At 65.4% G+C, this 24,153-nt stretch carries 25 protein-coding genes and 1 pseudogene; 12 read left to right on the top strand and 14 right to left on the bottom strand.

Annotation, left to right across the window (positions count from 1 at the left end):
* The 3 genes from A5707_RS20445 (at position 1) to A5707_RS20435 (ending at position 3,839) form a co-directional block, all read left to right on the top strand.
* Complete coding sequence (locus A5707_RS20445) at positions 1-666, top strand: IclR family transcriptional regulator (protein WP_419866458.1); 666 nt, start codon at positions 1-3, stop codon at positions 664-666.
* A 14-nt stretch (positions 667-680) separates the two neighbouring features.
* Positions 681-2,297 carry an FAD-dependent oxidoreductase gene (locus tag A5707_RS20440; RefSeq protein ID WP_065016249.1) on the top strand — a complete coding sequence of 539 codons (1,617 nt, stop codon included), beginning with the start codon at positions 681-683 and terminating at the stop codon, positions 2,295-2,297.
* A gap of 105 nt (positions 2,298-2,402) precedes the next feature.
* A complete protein-coding gene (locus A5707_RS20435; protein ID WP_065016248.1) occupies positions 2,403-3,839 on the top strand; it encodes a WS/DGAT/MGAT family O-acyltransferase in 1,437 nt (478 codons plus the stop codon).
* A 5-nt stretch (positions 3,840-3,844) separates the two neighbouring features.
* On the opposite strand, the gene A5707_RS20430 is transcribed toward A5707_RS20435, so the two are convergent.
* Complete coding sequence (locus A5707_RS20430) at positions 3,845-4,645, bottom strand: lysophospholipid acyltransferase family protein (protein WP_082969595.1); 801 nt, start codon at positions 4,643-4,645, stop codon at positions 3,845-3,847.
* 97 nt (positions 4,646-4,742) lie between these two features.
* Between A5707_RS20430 and A5707_RS20425 the strand changes: the two genes are divergently transcribed.
* Positions 4,743-5,828, top strand: coding sequence for an NAD-dependent epimerase/dehydratase family protein (locus A5707_RS20425; protein WP_065016246.1), 1,086 nt, complete (start codon positions 4,743-4,745; stop codon positions 5,826-5,828).
* Here the strand turns inward: A5707_RS20425 and A5707_RS20420 are convergent.
* Entirely contained in the window at positions 5,806-6,390 is a 585-nt protein-coding gene (locus A5707_RS20420; protein WP_065016245.1) for a TetR/AcrR family transcriptional regulator, read from the bottom strand. The genes A5707_RS20425 and A5707_RS20420 overlap by 23 nt on opposite strands.
* 96 nt (positions 6,391-6,486) lie before the next feature.
* Between A5707_RS20420 and A5707_RS20415 the strand changes: the two genes are divergently transcribed.
* From A5707_RS20415 to A5707_RS20400, 4 genes are read left to right on the top strand one after another with little or no spacing between them, the layout of a single operon-like run.
* Complete coding sequence (locus tag A5707_RS20415; RefSeq protein ID WP_065016297.1) at positions 6,487-7,230, top strand: hypothetical protein; 744 nt, start codon at positions 6,487-6,489, stop codon at positions 7,228-7,230.
* The gene (locus A5707_RS20410; RefSeq protein WP_232000801.1) at positions 7,227-7,991 is read left to right on the top strand and encodes a hypothetical protein; all 765 of its coding nucleotides are present in this window, start codon (positions 7,227-7,229) and stop codon (positions 7,989-7,991) included. The genes A5707_RS20415 and A5707_RS20410 overlap by 4 nt, the downstream gene beginning before the upstream one ends.
* A gap of 10 nt (positions 7,992-8,001) precedes the next feature.
* Positions 8,002-8,586, top strand: a complete 585-nt coding sequence (locus tag A5707_RS20405) for a cytochrome c oxidase subunit 3 family protein (protein WP_065016244.1) — start codon at positions 8,002-8,004, stop codon at positions 8,584-8,586.
* Entirely contained in the window at positions 8,583-8,852 is a 270-nt protein-coding gene (locus A5707_RS20400) for a cytochrome C oxidase subunit IV family protein (RefSeq protein WP_065016243.1), read from the top strand. The genes A5707_RS20405 and A5707_RS20400 overlap by 4 nt, the downstream gene beginning before the upstream one ends.
* 105 nt (positions 8,853-8,957) lie before the next feature.
* On the opposite strand, the gene meaB is transcribed toward A5707_RS20400, so the two are convergent.
* The 6 genes from meaB to A5707_RS20370 all read right to left on the bottom strand — a co-directional run bounded on the left by meaB (position 8,958) and on the right by A5707_RS20370 (position 15,179).
* Positions 8,958-9,815, bottom strand: coding sequence for a methylmalonyl Co-A mutase-associated GTPase MeaB (gene meaB, locus A5707_RS20395; RefSeq protein WP_065016242.1), 858 nt, complete (start codon positions 9,813-9,815; stop codon positions 8,958-8,960).
* Between the two features lie 10 nt (positions 9,816-9,825).
* Positions 9,826-10,965 (bottom strand): thiolase family protein, encoded by a 1,140-nt coding sequence (locus A5707_RS20390; protein ID WP_065016241.1) that lies wholly within the window; start codon positions 10,963-10,965, stop codon positions 9,826-9,828.
* 27 nt (positions 10,966-10,992) lie between these two features.
* On the bottom strand, positions 10,993-11,760 hold the full coding sequence (locus tag A5707_RS20385) for an enoyl-CoA hydratase/isomerase family protein (protein ID WP_065016240.1): 768 nt from the start codon (positions 11,758-11,760) through the stop codon (positions 10,993-10,995).
* Between the two features lie 63 nt (positions 11,761-11,823).
* Positions 11,824-12,906, bottom strand: a complete 1,083-nt coding sequence (locus A5707_RS20380) for an acyl-CoA dehydrogenase family protein (protein ID WP_065016239.1) — start codon at positions 12,904-12,906, stop codon at positions 11,824-11,826.
* Positions 12,893-13,798 (bottom strand): acyl-CoA dehydrogenase family protein, encoded by a 906-nt coding sequence (locus A5707_RS20375; protein ID WP_065016238.1) that lies wholly within the window; start codon positions 13,796-13,798, stop codon positions 12,893-12,895. Before A5707_RS20375 ends, A5707_RS20380 begins: the two co-directional genes overlap by 14 nt.
* Positions 13,776-15,179, bottom strand: coding sequence for a class I adenylate-forming enzyme family protein (locus A5707_RS20370; RefSeq protein ID WP_065016237.1), 1,404 nt, complete (start codon positions 15,177-15,179; stop codon positions 13,776-13,778). Before A5707_RS20370 ends, A5707_RS20375 begins: the two co-directional genes overlap by 23 nt.
* 90 nt (positions 15,180-15,269) lie before the next feature.
* Between A5707_RS20370 and A5707_RS20365 the strand changes: the two genes are divergently transcribed.
* Positions 15,270-16,274 carry a ferredoxin--NADP reductase gene (locus A5707_RS20365; RefSeq protein ID WP_065016295.1) on the top strand — a complete coding sequence of 335 codons (1,005 nt, stop codon included), beginning with the start codon at positions 15,270-15,272 and terminating at the stop codon, positions 16,272-16,274.
* 3 nt (positions 16,275-16,277) lie between these two features.
* On the opposite strand, the gene A5707_RS20360 is transcribed toward A5707_RS20365, so the two are convergent.
* The 4 genes from A5707_RS20360 to A5707_RS20345 are packed head-to-tail and all read right to left on the bottom strand — an operon-like array spanning position 16,278 to position 20,253.
* On the bottom strand, positions 16,278-17,312 hold the full coding sequence (locus tag A5707_RS20360; protein ID WP_065016236.1) for a CaiB/BaiF CoA transferase family protein: 1,035 nt from the start codon (positions 17,310-17,312) through the stop codon (positions 16,278-16,280).
* The gene (locus A5707_RS20355; RefSeq protein ID WP_065016235.1) at positions 17,309-18,265 is read right to left on the bottom strand and encodes an LLM class F420-dependent oxidoreductase; all 957 of its coding nucleotides are present in this window, start codon (positions 18,263-18,265) and stop codon (positions 17,309-17,311) included. The genes A5707_RS20360 and A5707_RS20355 overlap by 4 nt, the downstream gene beginning before the upstream one ends.
* Complete coding sequence (locus A5707_RS20350; RefSeq protein ID WP_065016234.1) at positions 18,250-18,675, bottom strand: cobalamin B12-binding domain-containing protein; 426 nt, start codon at positions 18,673-18,675, stop codon at positions 18,250-18,252. Before A5707_RS20350 ends, A5707_RS20355 begins: the two co-directional genes overlap by 16 nt.
* The gene (locus A5707_RS20345; RefSeq protein WP_065016233.1) at positions 18,676-20,253 is read right to left on the bottom strand and encodes a methylmalonyl-CoA mutase family protein; all 1,578 of its coding nucleotides are present in this window, start codon (positions 20,251-20,253) and stop codon (positions 18,676-18,678) included.
* Between the two features lie 47 nt (positions 20,254-20,300).
* Between A5707_RS20345 and A5707_RS23550 the strand changes: the two are divergent.
* Positions 20,301-20,506 (top strand): annotated as a pseudogene (locus A5707_RS23550) (short chain dehydrogenase); the annotation flags it as partial.
* An 81-nt stretch (positions 20,507-20,587) separates the two neighbouring features.
* Here A5707_RS23550 and A5707_RS20340 read toward each other — a convergent pair.
* Together A5707_RS20340 and A5707_RS20335 are read right to left on the bottom strand one after the other, a co-directional pair.
* Entirely contained in the window at positions 20,588-21,385 is a 798-nt protein-coding gene (locus A5707_RS20340) for a methyltransferase domain-containing protein (RefSeq protein WP_065016232.1), read from the bottom strand.
* Positions 21,386-21,402: 17 nt separating this feature from the next.
* A complete protein-coding gene (locus tag A5707_RS20335) occupies positions 21,403-22,071 on the bottom strand; it encodes a M15 family metallopeptidase (RefSeq protein ID WP_156658211.1) in 669 nt (222 codons plus the stop codon).
* A 162-nt stretch (positions 22,072-22,233) separates the two neighbouring features.
* Between A5707_RS20335 and A5707_RS20330 the strand changes: the two genes are divergently transcribed.
* Together A5707_RS20330 and A5707_RS20325 are read left to right on the top strand one after the other, a co-directional pair.
* On the top strand, positions 22,234-22,569 hold the full coding sequence (locus A5707_RS20330; RefSeq protein WP_065016231.1) for a WXG100 family type VII secretion target: 336 nt from the start codon (positions 22,234-22,236) through the stop codon (positions 22,567-22,569).
* A 195-nt stretch (positions 22,570-22,764) separates the two neighbouring features.
* Complete coding sequence (locus A5707_RS20325; RefSeq protein WP_232000799.1) at positions 22,765-24,141, top strand: TNT domain-containing protein; 1,377 nt, start codon at positions 22,765-22,767, stop codon at positions 24,139-24,141.
* Positions 24,142-24,153 lie beyond the last annotated feature (12 nt).

Below are 24,153 nucleotides of genomic sequence, written 5' to 3'. Positions count from 1 at the left end.
GTGAACGGGTCGCAGACGCTGGCCAGAGGACTCAGTGCGCTGCAACTGGTCGCTGGTGCGCCCGGGGGCCTGAGCGTGCAACAGGTCGCCGACGGCGTCGGGGTGCACCGGACCATCGCCTATCGCCTTCTCGGCACGCTGGCTGAGTTCAAGCTGATCGCCAAGGGCGAGGATGGCCGCTACCGACCGGCGGCGAACCTTGCCGTTTTGGGTGCCTCGTTCGATCGCAATCTGCGCCAGCTCAGCGTGCCAATCCTGCGGGCGTTGGCCGACGACCTCGGCACGACCGTGTCACTGCTGGTGGCCGAGGGCGATCAGCAGGTGGCGATCGCGGTGATCGTGCCGACCCAGGTTCCCTATCAGCTGGCGTTTCACGAGGGCAGTCGATATCCGTTGGACCGCGGCGCGGCCGGGATCGCGCTGTTGGCGAGTATGCCGTCGCGCCCGGGTGAACGCGACCTCGTCGCTGAAGCGCGTACCCGGGGTTGGGTCGTCACCCACGGCGAAATTGAGCCCAACACTTACGGTTTGGCTGTGCCCGTGCAGCGAGAACCGCCCTCGCCGCCGACGTGTATCAACTTGATCTCGCATCGGGAAGACGTCGTGATGGGCGGACAGGACGCCGTCATCAAGGCCGCCAAGCAATTGGCCGAAATCCTCAGCTGAAAGGACGCACGCCAATGCCTTCTTGGGACCATGAAGTCGACGTCGTCGTGCTCGGCAGCGGCGGCGCCGGCCTCACGGCCGCGCTGACGGCAGCCGCCAACGGCGCGTCGGTGGGGGTCTACGAGAAGGCCGCGACCGTCGGCGGGACCACCGCAGTGTCCGGCGGCGTGGTGTGGATTCCCGCGCATCGTCGTTGCGCTGACGAAGAATTGACGGTTGACGACGCATTGCGCTATCTGCAGGCACAGTCGCTCGGATCGATGGACGAGGCACTGGTCGACACATTCGTCCGTACCGGCCCGGTCATGCTCCACTTCGTGGAGGCGCACAGCGGCCTGCGCTTCGAAATCGCCACCGGTTTTCCCGATTACAAACCCGAGCTTCCTGGCGGGCGGCCCACCGGAGGCCGGTCGCTGAGCGCAGCGCCTTTCGATCTGAGCAGGCTCGGCCAGTGGCGCGACCGCATCACCTCGTTTCCCGCTGACTGGTCCAACGTCGGATTCGACGCCGAAACCCGGGCTCGGCTACACGCAGAGATCGACGAGAACGCATCGGACCTGTGCGTGGCCGGCACCGCGCTGATTGCGGGGCTACTCAAGGGATTACTCGATCTGGGCGTGACACCGCAGACCAATGCGCGGGCCGAGGAGCTGGTGGCCGACGACAACGGGGTTATCGGCGTCCGGGTTCTCCGCGACGGACAGCGGCTGACCGTGCGCGCTCGTCGCGGCGTGATTCTGGGCACCGGCGGGTTCGAGTGGAACACGGCATTGGTCCACGCATTTTTACGCGGGCCGATGCACGGAGCGGTCTCACCGCCCAACAACACCGGTGACGGCTTGCGGATGGCGATGGCACACGGCGCCGACCTGGCCAACATGGGCGAAGCGTGGTGGGTGCCGATCGTGCAGATCCCCGGCGACACGATCGACGGCGAACAACGCAGCCGCAGTGTGCGACTGGAACGGACCCGACCGCGCAGCATCATCGTCAACCGCGCCGGACGGCGATTCGTCAACGAGGCGTGCGACTACAACTCGATGGCCGGAGCCTTCCACTACCTCGACCCGCGCGACGGGTACGTCAATGATCCGGCGTGGATCGTGTTCGATGCGCTGCATCTGAAACGCTATGGGTTTCTGGGCGTCGCGCCCGGCGAGCCGGTGCCGGACTGGTTCTGCGCGTCGGAAGACTTGGCGGAACTGGGTGTCAAGACCGGTATCGATTCCGACGGGCTGGCCCGCACGGTCGCGGAGTGGAACCGCAACGTGGCCGCCGGCCACGATCCCGACTACGGCCGCGGATCTAGCGCGTACGACGGATATTGGGGTGACGAGCGGGCGACGACGCTGGCTGAGAAGACGCTCGGGCCCGTCGATAACGCTCCCTACTACGCGGTACCGGTGTCTGTGGGAGCGATGGGAACCAAGGGCGGGCCGCGCACCGACGGCGACGGTCGCGTCCTACACGTCAACGGCGAGCCGATACCGGGGCTGTTCGCCGCCGGCAACGCGATGGCAGGCGTGACCGGCCGGGCTTACGGCGGTGCAGGCGGAACCATCGGACCGGCAATGGTTTTCGCATTCCGCGCCGCGCACGTCGCAGCCACCGGCCGCTCGGTTGACGCCTGAAGCGTTCTGCCGCCGAACACCACATTTCCCGAAACCATCGATCAGCGCCGAGCGGAATGGTTCTATTGTTCCGTCAAACCGAGTCGCTAGTGATCGAGGTGGGCAATGAGGCGACTCAACGGCATGGACGCCATGTTGCTGTACACCGAAACCCCCAGCTTGCACACGCACACGCTGAAGGTCGGAATCATCGACGCCACCGACTTCGACGGGCAGTTCAGTTTCGAGGTGGTTCGGCAGACCTTTGAGCGCCGCCTACCCCTGCTGGATCCACTGCGCTTCAAGCTCGTCGATATTCCCTGGCGGCTCCACCACCCGATGTGGCTGGAGAATTGCGAGGTCGATCTCGACTATCACTTACGCCGGGTGCGGGTTCCGCAGCCCGGCGGGCGGCGCGAACTCGACCAGGTGATGGGCGAGATCGCCAGCACACCGCTGGACCGTAGCCGACCGCTGTGGGAGTTCTACTTCGCCGAGGGCCTGCGTGACGATCGCTTCGCGCTGATCGGCAAGGTGCACCATGTGCTCGCCGACGGGGTCGCCTCCGCGAACCTGCTGGCGCTGCTGATGGATCTCAAGGAGTCGACCGGCGACGAACATCGCGACTACGACCACTGTGCCCCGCCCACCAGGGCCGAGTTGCTGCGGGCGGCCGGACGCGACCACCTGCGGCAGGTTGCCGCGCTGCCGCGACTGGTTGCCGACGCCACACGTGGCATCTCCCGCGTCCGACGGCGCTCACGGGATCGCGGTGAGCACCCCGATCTGGCCGAGAATTTCAAAGCGTCACCAACCTTTCTCAACCATGTGGTTTCGCCGGTGCGCACGTTCGCCACCGCTGCCTTGTCACTGGCCGAGGTCAAGGAGACCGCCAAACACCTCGGCGTGACGTTCAACGATATGGTTCTGGCGATCGCGGCGGGCGGCCTACGAGAACTGTTGCTGCGCTACGACGGCAGATCTGACCGGCCGATCATCGCCTCGGTTCCGGTCAGCACGGACAGGTCGCCGAACCGCATATCCGGCAACGAAATCAGCGGGCTGTCGGTGTCGTTGCCGGTGCACGTCGACGATCCACTCGAACAGGTTCGGCTGGTCTCGGTGTCCACGACCATCGCCAAGGAAGATCACGATCTGCTCGGTCCGCAGCTGCAGGGGCAGCTGATGGCGTACCTGCCGCCGCCGTTGACCCCGGCCCTTTTTCGGTGGTCGTCGAAGCGGGCAGCACAGAACAGGGCGATGAACGTTGCGGTCTCAAATGTGCCGGGACCACGGGAACGCGGCACGATCGGAGGCGCCCCCGTCACCGAAATCTATTCGGTGGGAATACTTTCCGCGGGCGCCGCGGTCAATGTCACCGTCTGGAGTTACGTCGACCAAGTCGATATCTCGGTACTCGCCGATGATCGGACCTTCGACGATGTGCACGAAGCCACCGACGCGATAATACATGCGTTCGGTGAAATCCGGCGGGCCGCAGGCTTTCCCGGCGAACCGGCCAGAGTCGAAACGGCGATGGCACCGGCAACCACCAACGGCTAGCTGCTTCACCCCAGTACGGGGAAACGGCGTTGCTGCGCGAGCCGGTCGAGAGCGGCCTGCATCACCGAACGCACATGCGCGTCGACCTCGGCGATATCCGGCTCCGGACCGAACCGGGCCGCGACGTCGATGGGCTCCAGCACCTCGGTGACGATCTTGGTGGGCAGTGGCAGGTTGGGCGGGAAGATCACGCTGAGTCCGAACGGGACACCGAAGCTGACCGGCAGGATCTTCATCCGCGCCCGATACAGTCCCAGCAGCTTGGCTATCCGGTCGCCGCGCAGCAGAAACAGTTGACTCTCTTGAGCCCCGATGGAGACCATCGGCACGATGGGGACGCCGGTCTCGATGGCGGTGCGCACGTATCCGGTGCGGCCTTGGAAGTCGATGGTGTTGGCGCTCAGCGTTGGCCGGTACGAGTCGTAGTCGCCACCGGGAAAGACCAGCACCACCCCACCGGACCGCAGTGCCTGGGCGGCGTTTTCGCGGTCGGCGTGGATGACGCCCGCCCGGATCAGCCATTGGGCAAGCGGCCCGATGAACAGGCCGTAATGGCCCAGTGTGTAGACCGGGCGGTCGTATCCGAATTTGTGGTAGAAGGCGGGCGCGAAGATCAGCACGTCGGGAGTGAGCATGCCGCCGGAGTGGTTGGAGACCACCAATGCACCACCGGCGGCGGGAAACGACTCCAGGCCGCGCACTGTCGCCCGAAACCACCGCTTGACGATCGGACCGATCGTGTTCGTGAGCTGGCGGGTGAGGCCCGGGTCCCACTTGGCGATGTCGGGTTTGCCGTTACCGCTCACAAACTCCCCTGTCTGTGTACCGATCGTGGTTTACCTGCGGATATGATACTCTCCATATTCGAGAATGTCATAATCCACTCGTCGATTGAGGAGGCGAATGCCTGGGACTGTCCTAGTGACCGGAGGGTTCGGGTTGGTCGGGTCGGCGACTGTCCGGCAGTTGGCCCGCAGTGGCAGACAGGTGGTGGCCGCCGACCTCGGCACCCCCGCCAATCACAAGGCGGCGCGAGCGCTGCCGGCCGGCGTCGAGGCCCGGTGGGCCGACCTGACCGACCAAGCTGCCGTGGATCGGCTGGTCGCTGAGACCGCACCCTCGGCAATTGTGCACTTGGCCGCCGTCATTCCGCCGCAGATCTACTCCAACGTCAAACTGGCCCGCAAGGTCAACGTCGACGCCACCGCGACGTTGGTGCGCGTCGCCGAAGCACAGAAGACCCCGCCGCGTTTCGTGCAAGCCTCTAGCAATGCCGTCTACGGCGCACGTAACCCGCACCGGGCGAAAGCTCCCATCCGGGCCGACGATCCACCGAAGCCATCCGACGTGTACGGACAGCACAAGCTCGAGGCCGAAGAACTCGTGCGTTCGTCGAATCTCGAATGGGTGGTGCTGCGCCTCGGCGGTGTGTTCAGCGTCGACCCCACTGCGATGCCGTTCAGTTCCGACGCGCTGTTCTTCGAAAGCTTGCTGCCGACCGACGGACGGCTGCACGGCGTCGATGTCCGCGACGTCGCGGCCGCATTCGCGGCAGCCACCACCGCAGACGTCGTCGGCGAGATCCTGCTGATCGCCGGCGACGACTCACACCGGTTACGACAAGGCGAGGTTGGCCCAGCGCTGGCCGCCGCCCGCGGCATGGCCGGAGTGTTACCCGAGGGCAGGCCCGGCAATCCCGACAGCGACACCGACTGGTTCGTCACCGACTGGATGGATAGCACCCGGGCGCAGCAGGCCTTGAATTTCCAACATCATTCGTGGCCCGACATGGTCGCCGAGATGCGCGCGCAGGCCGGCTGGACGCGCTACCCGATGCGACTCCTGGTACCGGTGGCGCGGCAGATCTTGACCCGGCGCGCGGCCTACCGGAATGCGCCCGGCCGCTACGCCGATCCGTGGGGCGCGATCCGCGCCAGGTTCGGAGATCCGCGGTCCGATAAGCCGTTCAGCCGGCCGACATCTCCATGAATCGTCGTGTCAGCCGGAGCAACTGGGAGCGCAGCGCCTCGTCGTCGACATCCGAGACGAGGGGATGCATGACGCCGACGGCGATGGCGCCGGACAGCATCGCCGCCGTCACTCGCGCGTCGTCGCCGGCGTCGCCGACCAGGACGCTGTAGAGCCGCTGGATGAATTGCTGGAACGGCTGATGCTGGGCAAGCAACCGGACGATCACCGGATCGAACTGCAGCGTGCTCGCTACGCCGCGGCGCCTGACGGCAAGGTCGATGACGCCGTCGAGCAGCAATTCGCGTGCCCGCAACTGGGATTGCTCGGCTTCGGCGGCCTCCAGCGCCTCCTCGAGCCCGCCCAGCTCACGTTCGGTGAGCGCGATGACGATCTCGTCCTTTGTCTTGAACTGGTGGTAGACAGCGGCTTTCGTCACGCCGATGGCGTCAGCGATCATCTGCAACGACGTTCCGCCAACGCCGTTTTCGGCGATCAGCCGCAGCGCCGCATCAAGGATGCGCGTTTGTGCGGCGCTGCGCTGGATGGAACGCAATCGCCTGTCGGCCTCGGTGGACACCACCCCGCCAGCCTAGCCGATCGGCTATTGACCGTGGCATAGCCGATCGGCTAGGTTCGGCGAGCAGGTCCAAACTTCCTTCAGATGCCGGAAGGTGCGATGTCAACTCTCGCCGAGGAGCAGGATGTCCGGCCGACGGTGAACGTACGCGGACAGCTGATCTGCCTGTGGATGACGCCGGTCGTCGGCGCCGTTTTGGTGATCGCGTTTCTGGCGTTCCCGGGTTTCTTCCCGCCCATGTCGCCTCGGATGACCGCTGACCAGGTGGCCGGCTTCTACGCGCACAACACCACGATGATCCGGTTCAGCATGATCACTTACAACCTGTTCGGCATCATGCTGATCCCGCTGTTCGCGCTGATCGTGGTGCAGATGAAACGGATGGCGACCCCTAACCAAGTGCTCGCCTACTGCTATTTGACCGCTGCTGTCAGCGGCGCAACGTTATTCGCGCTCGCCGACATCTTCTGGCTGGTGGCTGCCTATCGACCCGAGCGGAATCCGCAGTTGATCCAACTGCTCAACGACTTGGCCTGGATCACGTTCATTGCACCGGTCGGCATGCTGGTGGTCCAGAATCTGTGTCTTGCGGTGGCCGTTTACCTCGACGCGCAGCCGAGGCCGATCTTTCCCCGGTGGGTCGGCGCATTCAGCCTGGCGACGGCCGCGGCGATGACGCCGGCCGCGGGTGCGGCCGTGTTTCGAAGTGGGCCTTTGGCCTGGGACGGGGTGGTGTCGTTCTGGGTGCGCATCGGCGCGTTCGCGGTGAATGTCGCGGTGATGTTCGTCGTTGTGCGCAGGGCGATCAAACAACAAGCCGACGACGGAGCCACGGCGGAATGACCCGCACCGCAACGGCTTCAGCGGGGGCGATTGCCATCGGAGATGGCAAGCGCCACCGGCCGAGGACCAAAACCGATCTGCTGATCTGCTTTTGGGTGGTCCCGGCGTTTTACAGCCTGTTCGGCCTGATCTTCGTCGTGCTGACGCGCGTGATGCCGCCGCCGCGACCCGATGTCACCGCCGACCAGATGGTCGATTTCGTGCATCAGCATGCATTGACCATCCAGATCGGCTTTGCGCTGTTGATGGTCATCATCGGCTTCGCCGGGGTGACCAATGGCATTGTCGTGTACGAAATCAAGCGAATGTCGGTCAGCCCGGTATTCGCTTATGCGTACCTGGGGGCGCTGGCAGTCGGCGCGATACCAGGATGCCTGATGGCCGCAATATCGTTTTTGACGGCTGCGTTTCGGCCCGACCGCGACCCGGAGATCGTCGCGCTGATGTATGACCTGACATTCCTGTCCTTCGTCGGATCGCTGGGGTGTTTTTCCACCGGATATCTGGTGTTCGCGATCGCGATCCTGTTGGACAGGAACCACGTCTTTCCCAAATGGCTGGGCTACATATCGATTTGGCAGATCGTCACCGAGTTGCTCGCTGCTCCGGTATTCATTTTCAGGTCCGGACCACTGGCCTGGAACGGCTCGATCAGTTTCTGGATGGGTACCGCGATCTTCGGATTCTGGCAAGTATGCGTGATTGTGCTGCTGAAAGTGGCGGTCGACCGGCAACCGCTCGGTGAGCAGGTGCAGGATTAGAGCCGGGCTGATGACAGAAACCCGATCCGATGTCAGTCGCAAGTCGCAGGCACATGTTCCCGGCGATGGCAGCATGTGGGTGTTCGTGCTGGGCGACCTCATCATCTTCGGCGCCTACTTCGTCATCTTCATGGTTTACCGAGCTCAGCAGCGGGCGCTGTTTCTGGAATCCCAAGAGCATCTGAGCCTCAACATCGGGGTCGTCAACACGTTGGTGCTCATCGCCAGCTCGTGGTTCGTCGCGCGTGGTGTGCAGGCGGCCCGTTCGGCGAACCATTCGGCTGCCGTGCGGCTGCTGGTCTGCGGCGGTGGCTGCGGTGTGCTGTTCATGCTCATCAAGGCCTACGAGTGGTCGACGAAAATCAGTCAGGGACTGACGTTTCCACGCAACGACTTCTTCATGTTCTACTACCTGCTCACCGGTGTGCACCTGTTCCATGTGCTGCTCGGGCTGGCGATATTGGGGGTCGTCGTCGTCGATCAGCGCAATCCCCAACTGCGGCGGGTGGGCATGGCGGAAGCGGGCGCCACTTATTGGCACATGGTGGACCTGCTGTGGATTGTCATCTTCGCACTGCTGTACGTGATGCGATGACTACGACTGCGCGACTCACCGGTGTGTGGCTGATTCTGTCGGCGATCACCGTCGTCACCTGGTGGCTCGGACCGGCCCACACCCACGGAACACCGACCGCCAGCTTGGCGATCACGATCGCGGTGTTGGCTCTGGCATTGGTCAAGGCGCATCTGATCATTGCGAACTTCATGGAAGTGCGCACCGCCCCGTGGTGGTTACGGCTGTCCACCGACGGCTGGCTCCTCGCGCTTTGGGGCGCGATCCTGGCGATCTACTTCTGGTGAACAGCTGGCCGGTCCGCTATTCGCCGAGCGTGAACTTAGGTTCACACTGGGCTCCGAGAGTGAACTTAACTTCACGCTCGAGGGGCGGGAGCGGGCCACGCGACGTCAGGAAATCAGTCCTTCGGCCGCGGAGTAGGGATCGCTGCGGCCGTCGGCAACCGACTCGGCGAGCCGGTCGAGATCGGGATGCGTGCGCAGCCGGGTTTGCGCCAACGACAGGATCTGCGCCCGCGCGCGGGCCAACCGGCGAGCGGGGCTGTCGCTGCGGTGATGGGCGTCGATCGCAACCATCAGGTCCGCCAGGCCCTCGCCCTTTGCGGCGACGAGACTGAGGATCGGCGCTTTGGTCTCGGCGCGCAGATCGCGAATCGTCTGGTCGGCGCCCTCCCGGTCGGCCTTGTTGACCACGACGATGTCGGCGACTTCCAACAAGCCCGCCTTGGCGGCCTGGACGGCGTCGCCGGCTCCGGGGTTGAGGATGACGACGGTGGGGTCGGCGACTGCGGCGATTTCGATCTCCGACTGCCCCACGCCGACGGTTTCCAGCAGGACCACGTCGTAGGCCAGTGCGCCGAGCAACCGGATGGCTGCGGGAACAGCGGCGGCCAGTCCGCCCAGATGGCCGCGGGTGGCCAGCGAACGGATCAACACCTCGGAGTCGTTGATATGGCGCGTCATTCGAATCCGGTCACCGAGCAACGCACCACCGCTGAATGGCGAGGACGGGTCGACGGCCAGCACCGCGACCCGCAACCCCCGCTCGCGATAGCCACCGACGAGAACCGCGATGGTCGTCGACTTGCCTGCCCCCGGCGGCCCGGTGATCCCCACGACGTGTACCGCCGATGGATCGAGGTTATCCAGCACCTCGGCACGGCGCTCGCCCTCGACCAGGCTGAGTAGTCGACCGGCCGCACGGGGTGATCCGTTCCGCGCGGCGGCGATCAGCTCGGCGATGTTCATCCTCAGGATTTTATGGCGCCGGCACCTCGATGACCGTGGCGGAACCCATCCCGCCGCCCGCGCACATCGCCGCGACCCCGAAACCGCCGCCGCGCCGCCGCAATTCGTGCACCAGCGTGACGAGCATCCGGGCCCCGGTAGCTGCGACCGGGTGCCCTAACGAGCAGCCGCTGCCGCTGACGTTGACCCGATCGGGGTCCAGATCGAGCAGTTTGATGGTGGCCACGCACATCGACGCAAATGCCTCGTTGATTTCGAACAGGTCCACGTCGGATAGCGAAAGATGCGCGCGGGCAAGCGCCTTGGGGATGGCTTCGACTGGTGTCAGGCCGGTGGCTGCGGGATCGACACCGACCGATGCCCAGGCGCGGACGGTCGCGAGCGCGGGCAGCCCCAACCGGTCGCTTGCGATTGTCAGCACAGCGGCGCCGTCGTTGGCGCCGCAGGCATTGCCGGCCGTGATCGAGAAGCCCTCGATTTCGGGGTGCAGCGGCTTGAGCGCGGCTAGCTTCTCCATCGTGGTGTCGCGACGGGGATGCTCGTCGACGTCGAACAGCCCGTGCGGTGTCTCGATCGGGACGATCTCGTCTTTGAACCGTCCCTCGTCGATCGCGGCGATCGCATTGCGGTGTGACCGCAGCGCCCACGCGTCCATCTCCTCGCGGCTCACGCCGGCTGTCACCGCGGCATTCCAGCCGACAGTGATCGACATGTCCATGTTTGGCGCGTCGGGCCGGTTCGGGTGTGTCGGCGGGAACCAATCGACCCATTCGCCGTCGACTTGCAGGCGTGACCGCGGCGACGTCGAGGCGGAGTTCACCCCGCCGGCAATGATCAACTGGTCCATTCCGGCGCGCACGCTGGCCGCCGCGCTTTGCACCGCGGCCTGCCCGGCCGCGCAATGGCGGTTTTGGGCCAGTCCGGGCACCGAGGGCAGCCCCGCGGTCACGGCGGCGTGCCGGGCCAATACCCCTCCGCCGTAAAGACCTTCACCGAGGATCACGTCGTCGAGCTGTGAAACATCCACGTCCGCAGCGGCTTCGGCCACCACGTGGTGGGCCAGCTCGTACGCGGTCGTATCACGTAGGGTCCCTTTCCGGGCGGTACCGATGGGCGTCCGCAGGGCGGACACGATGACAGCTTCAGGCACAGCGTTTCTCCAATTCGATAGGCGGGGTCAGTTTTTGCCGGCGGTCAGTTTCGTGACGATCGAGCGGAAATCCTCGGTCTGGAAGGACTCTTTCTCGGCGGTCAGCGCGAAGTCCAAGGTGGCCAGCACCGCGCGCTCGAGGTGCACGTTGAGCACCCGTTTGGTGCTTTCGACCGCCTGCTGGGGCAGCTCCATGATCTTTTTGGCGGCGGCCACCGCCTCAGCGACCGGATCGTCGGCAATGTGGTTGGCCAGCCCGAGTTCGACGGCGCGCGCCGCGGAGATACGCGCGCCGGTCAGCGCGTATTCCTTGGCCAGCAGCAGACTGATGTGCAGGGGCCAGGTCAGCGGTCCCCCGTCGGCGGCCACCAGGCCGACCTGCACGTGCGGGTCGGCCAGATAGGCGTCTCCGGCGATATAGACGATGTCGGACAGGGCGACCAGGCTGCAGCCCAAGCCGACGGCTGGCCCATTGACGGCCGCTACCACCGGGATTCGGCACCGCGCCATCCCCAGCACAATGTCGCGGCCATGCGCGATCGTCTTGGCGCGCAGGTCGGCGTCTTGCGCCAGTTCGGCCAGGTAGTGAAAGTCGCCGCCCGCCGAGAACGCCCGTCCGCTACCGGTGAGCACAGCCGCCCGCGCGGAGCGGTCGGCGCTGAGCCGCGGCCACAGCTCCGCCAATCCGGTGTGCAGGTCGTCGTTGACCGCGTTGAGCGCATCAGGGCGGTTCAGCGTGATGATCCGCAGCGGCCCGTCGGCGCGGACGTCGATTTCGGTTGGCATGTCGTACACGTCAAACTCCTTCGATGGTCGTGACCCGCTTCACCCGGGCTTCGCCCGCGTTCGCGAACACTTCTACAATCCCAAGATTCGTGAGGCGATGATGTTCTTCTGTATCTGTGACGTGCCGCCCATGACGCTTTGTGCCCGGCTGTACAGATAGGCGCTGAGCAGGTCGGCGTCCTCGGTTCCGCCGGCCGCCAGCGCGGCATGGCCGACTGCCTGCTCGACCCAGGTCATCAACAGCTTGTCCAACGATCCGTCCGATCCGTGCGACACACCATCGAGCTGCTCGGACAGCCGCCGTCGCACATGATGGGTCAGCATCTCGGTTTGCACTGCCGCCCAGGCGAGTTCGTCGCTGGGCGGTCCGTCGCTGCGTGCAGCCAGCTGGCGCACCAGCTTGCCGTAGCGAGCCGCATAGCCCAGCGTGGACGGTTCACGTTCGTGTCCCACCACGGTCATGGCGATCGCCCAGCCGTCGCCGGGGGCGCCGACCATCTGATCGGCAGGCACCGTCGCACCGTCGAAGAGCACCTGGCCGAACTCGGTGGTGACGCCATTCATCATCTGCAGCGGACGTTGTTGCACGCCAGGCTGTTTCATCGAGATCACAAACGCCGACAACCCGCGGTGGCGTTTGGCGTCCGGATCGGTGCGGGCCAGCAGCAGGCACCAGTCGGCGACATCGGAGTAGCTGGTCCAGATCTTGTGTCCGTGTATCACGTAGTTGTCGCCGTCGCGGGTGGCGGTGGTGGTCAGCGACGCGAGGTCCGAACCGGCGCCGGGCTCGCTGAAGCCCTGACACCAGCGCTCGGTGCCGTTGATCATGCCGGGCAAAAAGCGCCGCTGCAGTTCCTCGCTGCCGTGGTGTCCGAGTCCGACCACCAGGTAGCCCAGGCTCGGCCGTGGCGGGGCGCCGGCCCGGGCCAGCTCCTCGTCGACGATCACGTCATAGACCGGCGGCAGCTCCTGGCCGCCGTACTGCCGCGGCCACGACAGCCCGAAGAAGCCGCCTTCGTAGAGCGCACGATGCCACTCGCCCTGACGGCTCCAGTACTCGTCGCCGGAACTGGCGAAATCCTTGGCGTGCAGCGCAAGCCAACTGCGCAGCCGGTCCCGGAAGGCGGCTTCGTCCGGCGAATCACGAAAGTCCAATGTCGATCTCCTCCAGCCTCACAGGCCATAGTTCGGCGGATGTCAACGCGCGACGTAAGTAGACGTGCGCCAAGCATTCCCAGGTATTGCCGATGCCGCCGTGTACTTGTACCGAAGTCTCACATACGGTGCGCGCGGCACGTGCGCAGTAGATTTTGGCCACCCGGGCCGCCCGAATCGCCTCGGCTGGCGGAAGTTCGTCGACCGCCCATGCGGCGTGGCGCAGCACGCTCACCGAGCCTTCGATCAGCGCCAGACTTTCGGCCAACAGATGAGCGACCGCCTGATAGGAGCCGATTGGTTTGCCGTACTGCTCACGGATTTTCGCGTAGTCACAGGCCAGGGTGTGCGCGCCGCGCGCTGTTCCGACCAGGTCCGCCGACGTGGTGGCCAGCGCCAGCGCCAGCCAGCGCGCGGCGACGTCGTCGGGCACCTCGCCGATGACGGCCGGTGTTCCGGAGAATTCGGCGTTGGCTCTGGTCAGGTCCGCGCCCACCCGAGCGCCGCCCAGATCGACGGCCGACACCGTCGCATCACGCAGACTCAACGCGCGCTGGTATCCGCGCGCGTCAATTGCGTGATCTCCGAACGCAATTGTCGAGCCGTCGGCATCTGCGTCAACCTGCCGCGCAAGCTCGTCAGCCAGCACCGGTCCCAGAAACGGCGCATCCACCAGGCCGCGGCCGAATTCCTCAGCGACGATGGCGACTTCGACCCCGGTGGCCCCGTCCGACCGCAGCGCACGCCAACCCGTCGACTCGATCTGCCTGTCCAGCCGCGTGATCCGGTCTTGGTCGGCGAGGCTCTGAACCGATCCGGGACCCAAATCATCAGCCAGTTTGGCGGCGGCGTCCCGCAGTTGTTGTTGTTCAGCTGTCAGACGTACATCCATACCGCTCCTTCAGCGTTCGACGCAGGACTTTGCCCGACGGCAGCCGCGGAATTTCGTTTACGAAGATCACCTTGCTCAGTCGTTTGTAGGATGCCAGCCGCTCATCGACTTGTGCGCTGAGTTCCGTTGCATCGACCGGGATGTGCGTGGCGACCGCGGCGATCACCGCTTCCCCGTCGCGCCCGTCGGGAACGCCGAACACCGCGCAGTCTTTGACCGCGGGATGCTCGTGTAGCACGGCTTCGATTTCGGCGGGCGCGACCTGGAAACCGCGTACCTTGATCATCTCTTTGGATCGGTCGGTGATCCGCAGCCAGCCCGCGCTGTCGAGACATCCGACGTCTCCCGTGCGATACCAGCCGTCGCAGCATGCCTCTGCGGTAGCGGCGTGAGGCAAGTAGCCGGCCATCAGCGACGCCGAGCGCGCCTGGATCTCCCCAACTTCGCCCGGGCCGAGCACTTGTCCGGTCTGCATCGAGACCACCCGCACGTCGACGCCGGGCACCGGTCTTCCGACCGAATCGAGCCGCGAACCCTCAACCGGATTGCAGGCAATGACCGGCAATTCGGTTGTGCCGTAAGCGGGAACCCAACCAATTCCGGTACGCCGCGTAAACATTTCCGCGGCGGTCTCGCTGACCGGCGTAGCACCCCACATGATGAACCGCAGCGACGAGAGGTCATAGGACTCCAGCCGCGGGTGGGTGGCCAAAGACAGCGCGATGGGCGCGACCGCCATCTCGACGGTGATGCGGTCGGCCTCGATGTGGGCCAGCATCGCGTCGATGTCGAACCGGCGATGCAGCCGCAGCCGCACACCGGTCTGCAGCGCCGTAACGATGTTGAGCAAACCCAGGATGTGCGAGGGCGGTGTGGTGATTTGGATTCGATCATGCGCGGTCAACCCGAGCGCGTCGCGCCAGTGCCCGACGGCGGCGCGCAGCGATGCGTGGGTATGTCGCACGGCTTTGGGCAGACCGGTGGTACCCGAGCTGAATACCAGGAGTGCGTCGGTCTCGGCTCGCGGCGACGCCCGCACCGGCGGTCCTGGCGTGATCGGTTCATCGAGGTGCAACATCGGCATTAGTTCCGACAGCACGGGCTGGTCACCCGCGGCGTGCCCGGGGTTCGTCAGGGCCAACGCGTGCTCGACCTCGGCGCGTTTCCAGGCGGGGCTGATCAGCACCGGCGTCGCCGCCAGCCGCCAGATGGCATACACCGCGACGACGAATTCGGGCCGGTTTGAGGACATCAGTGCGACCCGGTCGCCGGCGGTGACGCCGTGCTTGCGCAGGGTCGCCGCCAGGCCGTCGGCCAGCGCATCCAGTTGCGGCAAGGTGTACTGCCGGTCCTCGAACGCGAGCGCGGTCGGTTCGCTCACCCTTGCCCCTCGACGGATTGAGAAGAAGCTATCGCTTTGAGAGAATACTATTCTCTATACTGAAGAACGCAAGTACGGAAGGGGGTGGCTGTGGCGGAGCTGCACGCGTTTCATCGGGCGACGGTGACTCGGATCGTCAAGGAGACCGCCGATGCTCGCACGTTCGTGCTGGCCCCCCATGACCAGCCCTTCCGTTACCGTGCGGGGCAATTCTGCACGTTTCGGGTGGCTGTCGACGGCGAGGAGCTCTACCGGTCCTACTCGATGTCCAGCGCCCCGGAGACGGACTCGGAGTTGATGACCACGATCAAACGCGTACCGGGCGGCAAGGTGTCCAACTGGCTGGTAGACAACGTCACCGAGGGCGACGAGCTGACCATGACGCGAGCCGCCGGAATCTTCTGTCTGGGCAACAGCTCCGTGCCGTTGCTGGCGTTCGCGGGCGGTAGCGGCGTCACCCCGATCCTGTCGCTGGCCAAGAGCGCGCTGGCGACCACGGACCGCCCGGTGCGGATGCTGTGCGCGGACCGGGACCGGCCGTCGGTGATCTTCGATGCGGTGATGGATGAACTTGCCGAGCGTTACCCCGGCCGGCTCTTGGTGGTGCGGCATCTCGATGACGAGCAAGGGCTGCTCGACGCGGCTACGGTCCGGGATTTCGTTGGCGACGACGTCGACGCCGACAACTATGTATGCGGCCCCGAGGGGTTCATGACCGTGGTGCGCTCCGCGCTACCCGGGCCGGGACAGCTATTCGTCGAGGACTTCGACGCTGCGCCGACGGTAAAGCCGCCTGCGCCGGAACCGGTCGACGGCACGGCCGAGGGCACGATCACGATTCACCTCGAACGCAAGAAGGCGACAGTGCCGCGGGTCGCCGGCGAAACCCTGCTGGAGAGCGCCCGCCGAGCTGGCCTGGCACCGCCATTCAGCTGCGAGGCAGGCAACTGCGGAACCTGCATGGCACGACTCAGCGAAGGCAGCGCGACCATGCTGGTCAACGATGCGCTCGAACCGGACGAGGTGGCCGACGGCTACGTTCTGACGTGCCAGGGCATACCCGACACCCCGTCGGTGACGGTGCATTACGAGTAGCGTCTAGTCGACCCCTTGGTCCAACGTGGGTGGCGGCCGGTAGTCCGGCTGATAGCCGTCAATGTGAATCGGGTTACCGACCAGACGGAAATCACCTGCGGTGACGATGATCTCGGGTGTCGCCTTCAGCGCATCAGGCAATGTCCGCACGGCTGCGGCCGGCACGCCGAGTGGTCGCAGCCGCGCTTCCCAACTGGCGGCGGTATCGGTCGCCAAAGCGTCAGTGACGATGGCGCGCACCTCGTCGGCTCGCGCCACCCGCTCGGCCATTGCCGCGAAGCCCTCGATGTTCGCTTCACCGGCGAACGCCTTCCAGAAACCGTCGTGGGTGATGAACAATGCAAGATAGCCGTCGGCGGTCGGAAACATCTGGGCCGGAACGTAATAGGAGTGCGCACCAAAGGATCGCCGCTGCGGCTCGACCCCGTCGTTGAGATAGGCGGACGCGTGGTAGTTGAGCTGAGAGAGCATCACGTCGCGCAATGACACGTCGACCTGGCCGCCACGGCCGGAGATGATTTGCGCGAGCAGCCCTAGCGCAGCGCTCATTCCGGTGGAGTTGTCCGCCGAGGAGTAGCCGGGCAGCGTGGGTGGCCCATCCGGGTCGCCGGTCAGCGCCGCGACCCCGGTAGCTGCTTGGACGACGTAGTCGAACGCCGGGTCGTCCCCGCCGTGCAGCCCGAAGCCCGTGATCGCGACGCAGACGATGTGTTCATTGAAGCGGCGCAACGACTCATAGGTCAGACCCAGCCGGCGGATCGCCGATGGCTTCAGATTGACCAGCAGCGCATGGGATTCACCCACGAGCTCGCCCAGCTTGGCTTGGCCTTCTTGCGCATTCAGGTCCAGACAGATGCTGGCCTTGTTGCGGTTGAGGCTGGCGAAATAACTGTCACTGACCTGCCGTGAAATCTCACCGCCCGGCGGCTCGACCTTGGTGACCTGCGCACCGAGGTCGGCCAGCAGCATGGTGGCGTACGGGCCGGCCAGCATGGTGCCAACCTCGAGGATTCGGATACCGGCCAGTGGTCCGGTCATCGCAGTTCGGCACCCAGGGCCGCGATGACTTCGCGGGTGCGCCGTTTGGACGCGACGAGCTCGTCACGGGTATCACCAATCGGCAGTAACCGCACCGAAAGATCCGTCACGCCGGCGTCGGCGAACCGACGGAACCGCGCCAGGATGGCCTCCTCGTCGCCGGCCGCACAGATGTCACCGACGTCTTTGGCGTCGCCGTAATCCAGCAGCCGCTGATAGTTCGGCGACACCTCGGCCTCCCCGAGGATCCGATTAGCGCGCTCCCGAGCCGCGTCGACTTCGTTTGGCGCGCACAGGCATACCGGTATGCCGGCGACGATCCGCGGCGCCGGACGGCCGGCATTGTCGGCGGCCTTGGTGATGCGCGGCACGACATGCTCGGCGACGGCTCGCTCGTCGGCCATCCACAGCACGGTGCCATCGGTGCGCTCCCCGGCCAGGGTCAACATCACCGGTCCGAGTGCGGCGAGCAGCACCGGCAGCGGCGATACCGCGGCCAAATCCAGCGGGTTGTGCACGGCGAAACTCTGGTTGTCGACATCGACCGGGCCGGGCCCTCCGAATGCGGCCTCGAGCACGTCCAAGTAGTCGCGGGTAAAGGCGGCCGGCCGCTCGTAGGGAAGGCCGAGCATGTCGCGGATGATCCAGTGATGCGAGGGGCCGACGCCAAGCGCCAGCCTGCCGCCGGTCGCGGCGTGGACCGACAACGCCTGGCGCGCCAGGGCAATCGGGTGCTGAGCCTGCAGCGGTACGACGGCTGTGCCGAGTTCGATGCGGGTGGTGCGGGTAGCCATCAGCGCGACGGCAGTCAAGGCGTCGAAATCGTTGGGCACCTGCGGGATCCAGGCGGTATCCATGCCCACCCTCTCGGCCCACTCGATATCGGCGAGCAACTTGGTGACCTTGCGGGCCGAGTCGCCGCGCTCGGCGCCGATCATTACTCCGAGACGCACGGTTCCTCCACGGTCGGTTCGGGCACGCCGGTGAGCTGGCGGATTTCCCGCACCAGCACCTCCAGCGCTGTTCCGGTCGGAAACACCGCGGTGGCACCGGCGGCCACCAGTTTGGGCACGTCGGCCTCCGGGATCGTTCCGCCGACGACGACGGCGATGTCGGCGGCGTCGGCTCCGCGCAGCGCTTCGATGGTCCGGGTGGTCAGCGCGACGTGCGCACCGGACAGGATGCTCAACCCGACGACAGCGACGTCTTCTTGCACGGCGATCGAGGCGATGTCCTCGATGCGCTGCCGGATCCCGGTGTAGATCACCTCGAACCCGGCATCGCGCAGGGTGCGGGCGACGACCTTGGCGCCGCGATCGTGTCCGTCCAGGCCGGGTTTGGCCACCAGGATTCGTGCTGTCACTTAAAACACCACCGGTTGTTCGAATTCGCCCCATACCGCTTTGAGCGCAGAAACCATCTCACCGACCGTGCAGTAGGCGTTGGCGCAGTCGATCAGTTTGTGCATGAGGTTATCGGTTCCTTCCGCAGCAAGAGACAATGCAGCGAGGCTGGATTCTACTGTGGCCGAGTCTCTTTCGGCTCGGACCTTGGACAGCCGCTTGAGCTGAAGATCGCGTCCCTCGGCGTCGAGCTCGTACGTGACGATCTCGGGCGCCGGCTCTTCGGAGACGAACCGGTTGACGCCGACAACCGGGCGAGTGCCCGCCTCGATGTCCTGGTGCATTCGGTAGGCCTCGTCGGCGATCAAGCCTTGCAGATAGCCGTCTTCGATGGCGCGCACCATTCCGCCGTGCTGTTCGAGGTCGTGCATGATTTCGACGATGCGGGCCTCGGTGGCGTCGGTGAGCGCTTCGACGAAGTAGGAGCCGCCCAGCGGATCGGCGACCCGGGCGACACCGGTTTCGTGGGCCAGGATCTGTTGAGTGCGCAGCGCCAGCGTAGTGGACTCCTCGGTGGGCAGTGCAAACGGCTCGTCCCAGGCCGCAGTGAACATCGACTGCACGCCGCCGAGCACGGCGGCCATCGCTTCGTAGGCCACCCGCACCAGGTTGTTTTGCGCCTGCGGTGCATACAGCGATGCGCCACCACACACGCAGCCGAACCGGAACATCGACGCCTTGTCGGTGCTGGCGCCGTAGCGTTCCCGCACGATGGTCGCCCAACGGCGCCGTCCGGCACGGTATTTGGCGATCTCTTCGAAGAAGTCGCCATGGGTGTAGAAGAAGAACGAGATCTGCGGGGCGAACTGGTCGATGGTCATCCGGCCGCGTTCCACCACGGTGTCGCAGTAGGTGACGCCATCGGCCAGCGTGAACGCCATCTCCTGCACCGCGTTGGCCCCGGCATCGCGGAAATGTGCGCCGGCCACCGAGATTGCGTTGAACTTCGGTACTTCGGATGCGCAGAACTCGATGGTGTCGGCGATCAGTCGCAGCGACGGCTCCGGCGGCCAGATCCACGTTCCGCGCGATGCGTATTCCTTGAGGATGTCGTTTTGAATGGTTCCGGTGAGTTTGGCGCGCGGCACGCCCTTGCGTTCGGCGGCCGCGACGTAGAACGCAAGCAGGATCGCGGCGGTGCCATTGATGGTGAAGCTGGTGCTGATCTTGTCCAGCGGAATGCCGTCGAACAGGATCTCGGCGTCGGCGAGGGTGTCGATCGCCACGCCGACCCGGCCCACCTCCTCGCCCACCTCGGGGTCGTCGGAGTCGAAGCCGCATTGCGTGGGCAGATCAAGCGCTACCGACAGGCCGGTCCCGCCTTGGTCCAACAGGTAGCGGTAGCGGCGGTTGGAGGCTTCGACGGTGCCGAACCCGGAGTACTGACGGAAAGTCCACAGCTTGCCGCGGTAACCGCTGGCGAAATTGCCCCGGGTGAATGGATAGGTGCCCGGAGGCGGCGGCTCGACAGGACGGTCCCCCGGCCCGTACACGGGTTCCAGCGGGATGCCGGACGAGGTCTCAGTGTGGTTATCCATCGACTGATAACGTACTTGCCAAAAAAGAGAATGCCAATACCGCGTGCCTGACCAGGCCAAAGGAGAGTGATGGGTACTTTGACGACCGCACCGTGGTGATCTCCGGGGCCAGCCGTGGGATCGGCCTGGCCGCGGCCAGGCAAGGGGCCAATTGGTGCTGCTGGCCAAGACCGACCAACCGCACCCCCGTCTGCCGGGCACCGTGCACACCGCGGCCGCCGAAATCGAGGCCGCCGGCGGCAAGGCGTTGGCCGGGCAGGACTTGTCCCGCTACGGCGGCGGCGACCAGCCGATTCCCGACCTGTTTCTGGATTAAGTCTGCTCAGACGATTCGCTATGCGCGACAAAGGATTTCGCCGTGCGGGATCGCCAACCACCCATCAGGCGCGGCTGCCCAGGCCCGCCATGCGGCGGCGATCTCGACGAGGTCGTCGCTCGTGGCGAGCGCCGAGTCCACCAGCTGGTCGGCCAGTGCCGACTGCACAATCCGGTCCGCCCACATGCCGCCCCACCAGTCGCGGTCCTCGGGCGTGGCAAAGCACCAGACCCCGCCACCGGGTGTGATGTCGTCGAAGCCCGCTTTTCGGGCCCACGACAACAGCCGGCGGCCGGCGTCGGGCTCGCCGCCGTTGGCGCGCGCCGCCCGATCATAGAGATCCAGCCACCGATCCAGCGCCGGAAGCTGCGGATACCAGATGAAGCCGGCGTAGTCGGCGTCACGCGCGGCGACGTAACCGCCCGGCACGCATACCCGGCGCATCTCTCGCAGTGCCTGGACCGGGTCGCCGACGTGCTGCAGCACCTGGTGCGCGTGCACGACATCGAAGGTGTCATCAGCGAATTCGAGTGCATGCACGTCGGCGGTGGCAAAGGCAATGTTCGACAGCTCGTGCGCCTGGGCTGCGGCACGCGCGGCATCCAAGGCGTCATCGGCGATGTCCACGGCGGTGACTTGGCCAGGTGCGACGCGTGCGGCCAGGTCGACGGTGATCGTCCCCGGGCCGCAGCCAATGTCCAGCAGCGACATCCCTTGTCGCAGATGCGGTAAGAGGTAACCCGCGGAATTCTCGGCAGTGCGCTGTCGATGGGAACGCAGCACCGACTCATGATGGCCGTGGGTGTAGCGATCCACCGTGCAGCTCCTAGCTTTTAGTTGACCGGGATATCAAGGATTGGGTGGTCGACGGTTGACCCGGGACCGTCGAAGTGCCACCACTCGCCCGAATACACCTGCAGTCCACCGATTTTCATGGCGTCGCGAAGTCGAGTCCGGCTTGTCTGCGCGGTGGTGCTGACGCCGTCGGTGGCGAATGCGTGGGCGCGGGGAGTGAAGTCGTCGAAATCGGTTCCCATGTCGAGAAGGCAGGCTTGTCGGCATTGGGTGCCGGCGAGCGTCACGTCGACCGAGCGCCCGGCTTCGTGGCTGTGTGCGTACTGGCCGGGTCGTGCGACCCATGCTGGATTGGGCACCACTTGAAACATCTTGACCTGTACTTCGTGCGGCCGGTAGCAGTCCCAGAAGGCCAAGACGGCGCCTTGCGAACGCAGCGCATTGGCCGCGGCCGCGAGGCCAGGCCCCATGGATTCATGCACGAGGCAGCGCGCATTGGCGGGATACAACGGCATCCCGGTGAAATTGTTGGGTGTCGCATATCGCAGGTCGATGACCGCGTCCGGGACGACGCTCCGAACGTCGACGAACCCCGCCGCTTGCGCCTTCGCGCTCACTGGCGGCACGTCGGCGCCGGCCAATGACGGCCAGCAGATCCCGGATGCCATGACGAGCAGTCCCGTTAGGAACCGGCGAATGACCCACATGGTCGAAATTGTCCTCGATCATCGATCCCGGCGTCACCGCTGCCTGCATGAACGTGCGCTTGGTGGAAGCTAGCTCGGCGCCAGTTTTGGCGCATTGGGGCATGTTCGGGCGGCGGTAAAATTTTGCGCAAACCGGTCGGCTGTGGCTGGGCGAAGGATCGGGTGAGCGTGGTGGGCAAGAATTTGCGGGTAGACCCAGTAGATGTGCGTTTCGCGGGTGAGCAGGTTGATGCGAATGCCGGGGATTTCCTGAAGGGACATACGGCGGCGCATGAACGTATCGCTGCTGCCCAGGCGGGGTTTATTGGGGACAGCGCTGCGGCGTTAGCAGAGTTGACCGCGCACTGGCAGGAGGAAAGCGCCAGCCACCACCGTGAACTCTGCGAGCATGCCGAGGGTTTGCGGTTCACAGGCGCCGAATATGAAACCACCGACACCGAAGGGGCCACAAACCTTGACGCCGCCGCATCGAGGGTGGCCAAACGAATGGGTATCTGACGGGTGGGTCTGACGCTCGCCGATCTGCAGGAGTGGGACCCCGAGCAGATCCACGAGTTCGCCGACGCTGCCGCGGCACGAGCACGGCACAGCCGGGAAGCCGCGCAAAACATCGCTAACCTGCCGGTCTTCGCTACGTGGCATGGTGAAGCCGGAGCAGCCGCCCAAGATGCGATGGCCAAAAGCGGCACCAAAATGGAGCTGTCGGCGCAAAACGCGTTTCGGGTGTGGGCTGGCGCCGGGCACGCCTATCAGGAAGCCGCGGCGGTCAAAAAGGAACTCGCCGACCTTTTCAATGAGGCGGCGGCCGCCCCGGCGGTGCACATCGACGCCGCAAGCAACTCGGTGATTCCACCGGACACCACCGGCATGGCCGACCAGGATGTCCAGAAGATCAAGGCCAAAGTCGACGAGCTACAACGCAAGATCACGGCGCTGCTGGCCACCGCTGAGAAAACGAACACCGATTTGGCGGCTGTGTTGAAGGCAGCCACCGGGACGCAGGAACCGGATCCCGCCGCAGATCCGCCAGTAGGCAAGCCACGAACGTGGCAGGACATGCTGTTACCCCCCGGGCCGGGCGGTGCCACACCTGCAGACCCGACGACCCCGGCCAGCCCCACGGGCAAGCCACCGACGCTGGAAGACCTCATGTTGGGGAGGGGTCAGCCTGCCGACCAACAGCCTCCTGGCAGCCTGCCAGACCTGCTGAGTCGACTTCGCCAACCCGGGCCTCCTGGTACGCCGGCGCCTCAGATCACCCCCGCCGACGCGGAGAGGTTCAAGGCCATGGCCCGCCAAAGCATGGCCCTTGAAGGAGTGCCACCCGATCAGATCGAGGCACGCCTGGACGCGATTGTGGCGCGGACCCAGCAGTGGATCGACAACGGTATGCCCAATTACGTTGCCCCTGAGCCGCAGCGCCCGCCGCCACCGGGATTCGGCGAAGGATTCGGTGACCGCTGGTTTGCGACCGAACAGGGGATCAAAAACCTCATCGGGCAAGGAGGACCCGGTGCACCCGGTGTCCTCGAGTCATGGGAGCAGATGCTTAAAGGCACTGCCGAGATTGCGCAGAACCCGGTTGGCGCGGCCGCGGGGGAAATTAAAAACGCGTTCGACTCACCGAGTGCGGCCTACTACTTGGGCGCCAAAGCCTCCGACGGCGCCTTCGCCCTGCCCGGCTTAATGTTCGGCGGCGAGGGCGCAGCTGTTGAAGCAGGACTTCCGGCAGAAATCGTCACAGAGCGCGGCGCACCCTTAGCCGTTGTGCGCGGATGGGAGCCTACGGGCGGAATGCCGTGGGACGACTTTGCGTCGCACTTCGGTACCCCGGAAACGCGCAGTTACCCGTTGAATGACGGTTTCCCGCCAGGCCATGTCCCCCAGCCCGCCCAGCTGCCTGAAGGTACGATCATCGACCGGTTCGGGTCCGAGTACGGCCGCTATCTTGCACCCGATGGCACCCCTTTCACGGATCGCGCCTTAGCGCCAGAATCGGTTGGAGCGGATTACAACCGGTACATGGTGACTGGAAAGCCATTGCCTCTGTCGGTTCCGGTCGAATCCTGAGCAGGTGATTCC

The sequence above is a fragment of the Mycobacterium kyorinense genome, from assembly GCF_001672775.1.
In the GTDB taxonomy this organism is placed as follows: domain Bacteria; phylum Actinomycetota; class Actinomycetes; order Mycobacteriales; family Mycobacteriaceae; genus Mycobacterium; species Mycobacterium kyorinense_A.
The sequence above is the reverse complement of the archived record's forward strand: the minus strand, read 5'-3'. Positions and strand labels throughout refer to the sequence as shown.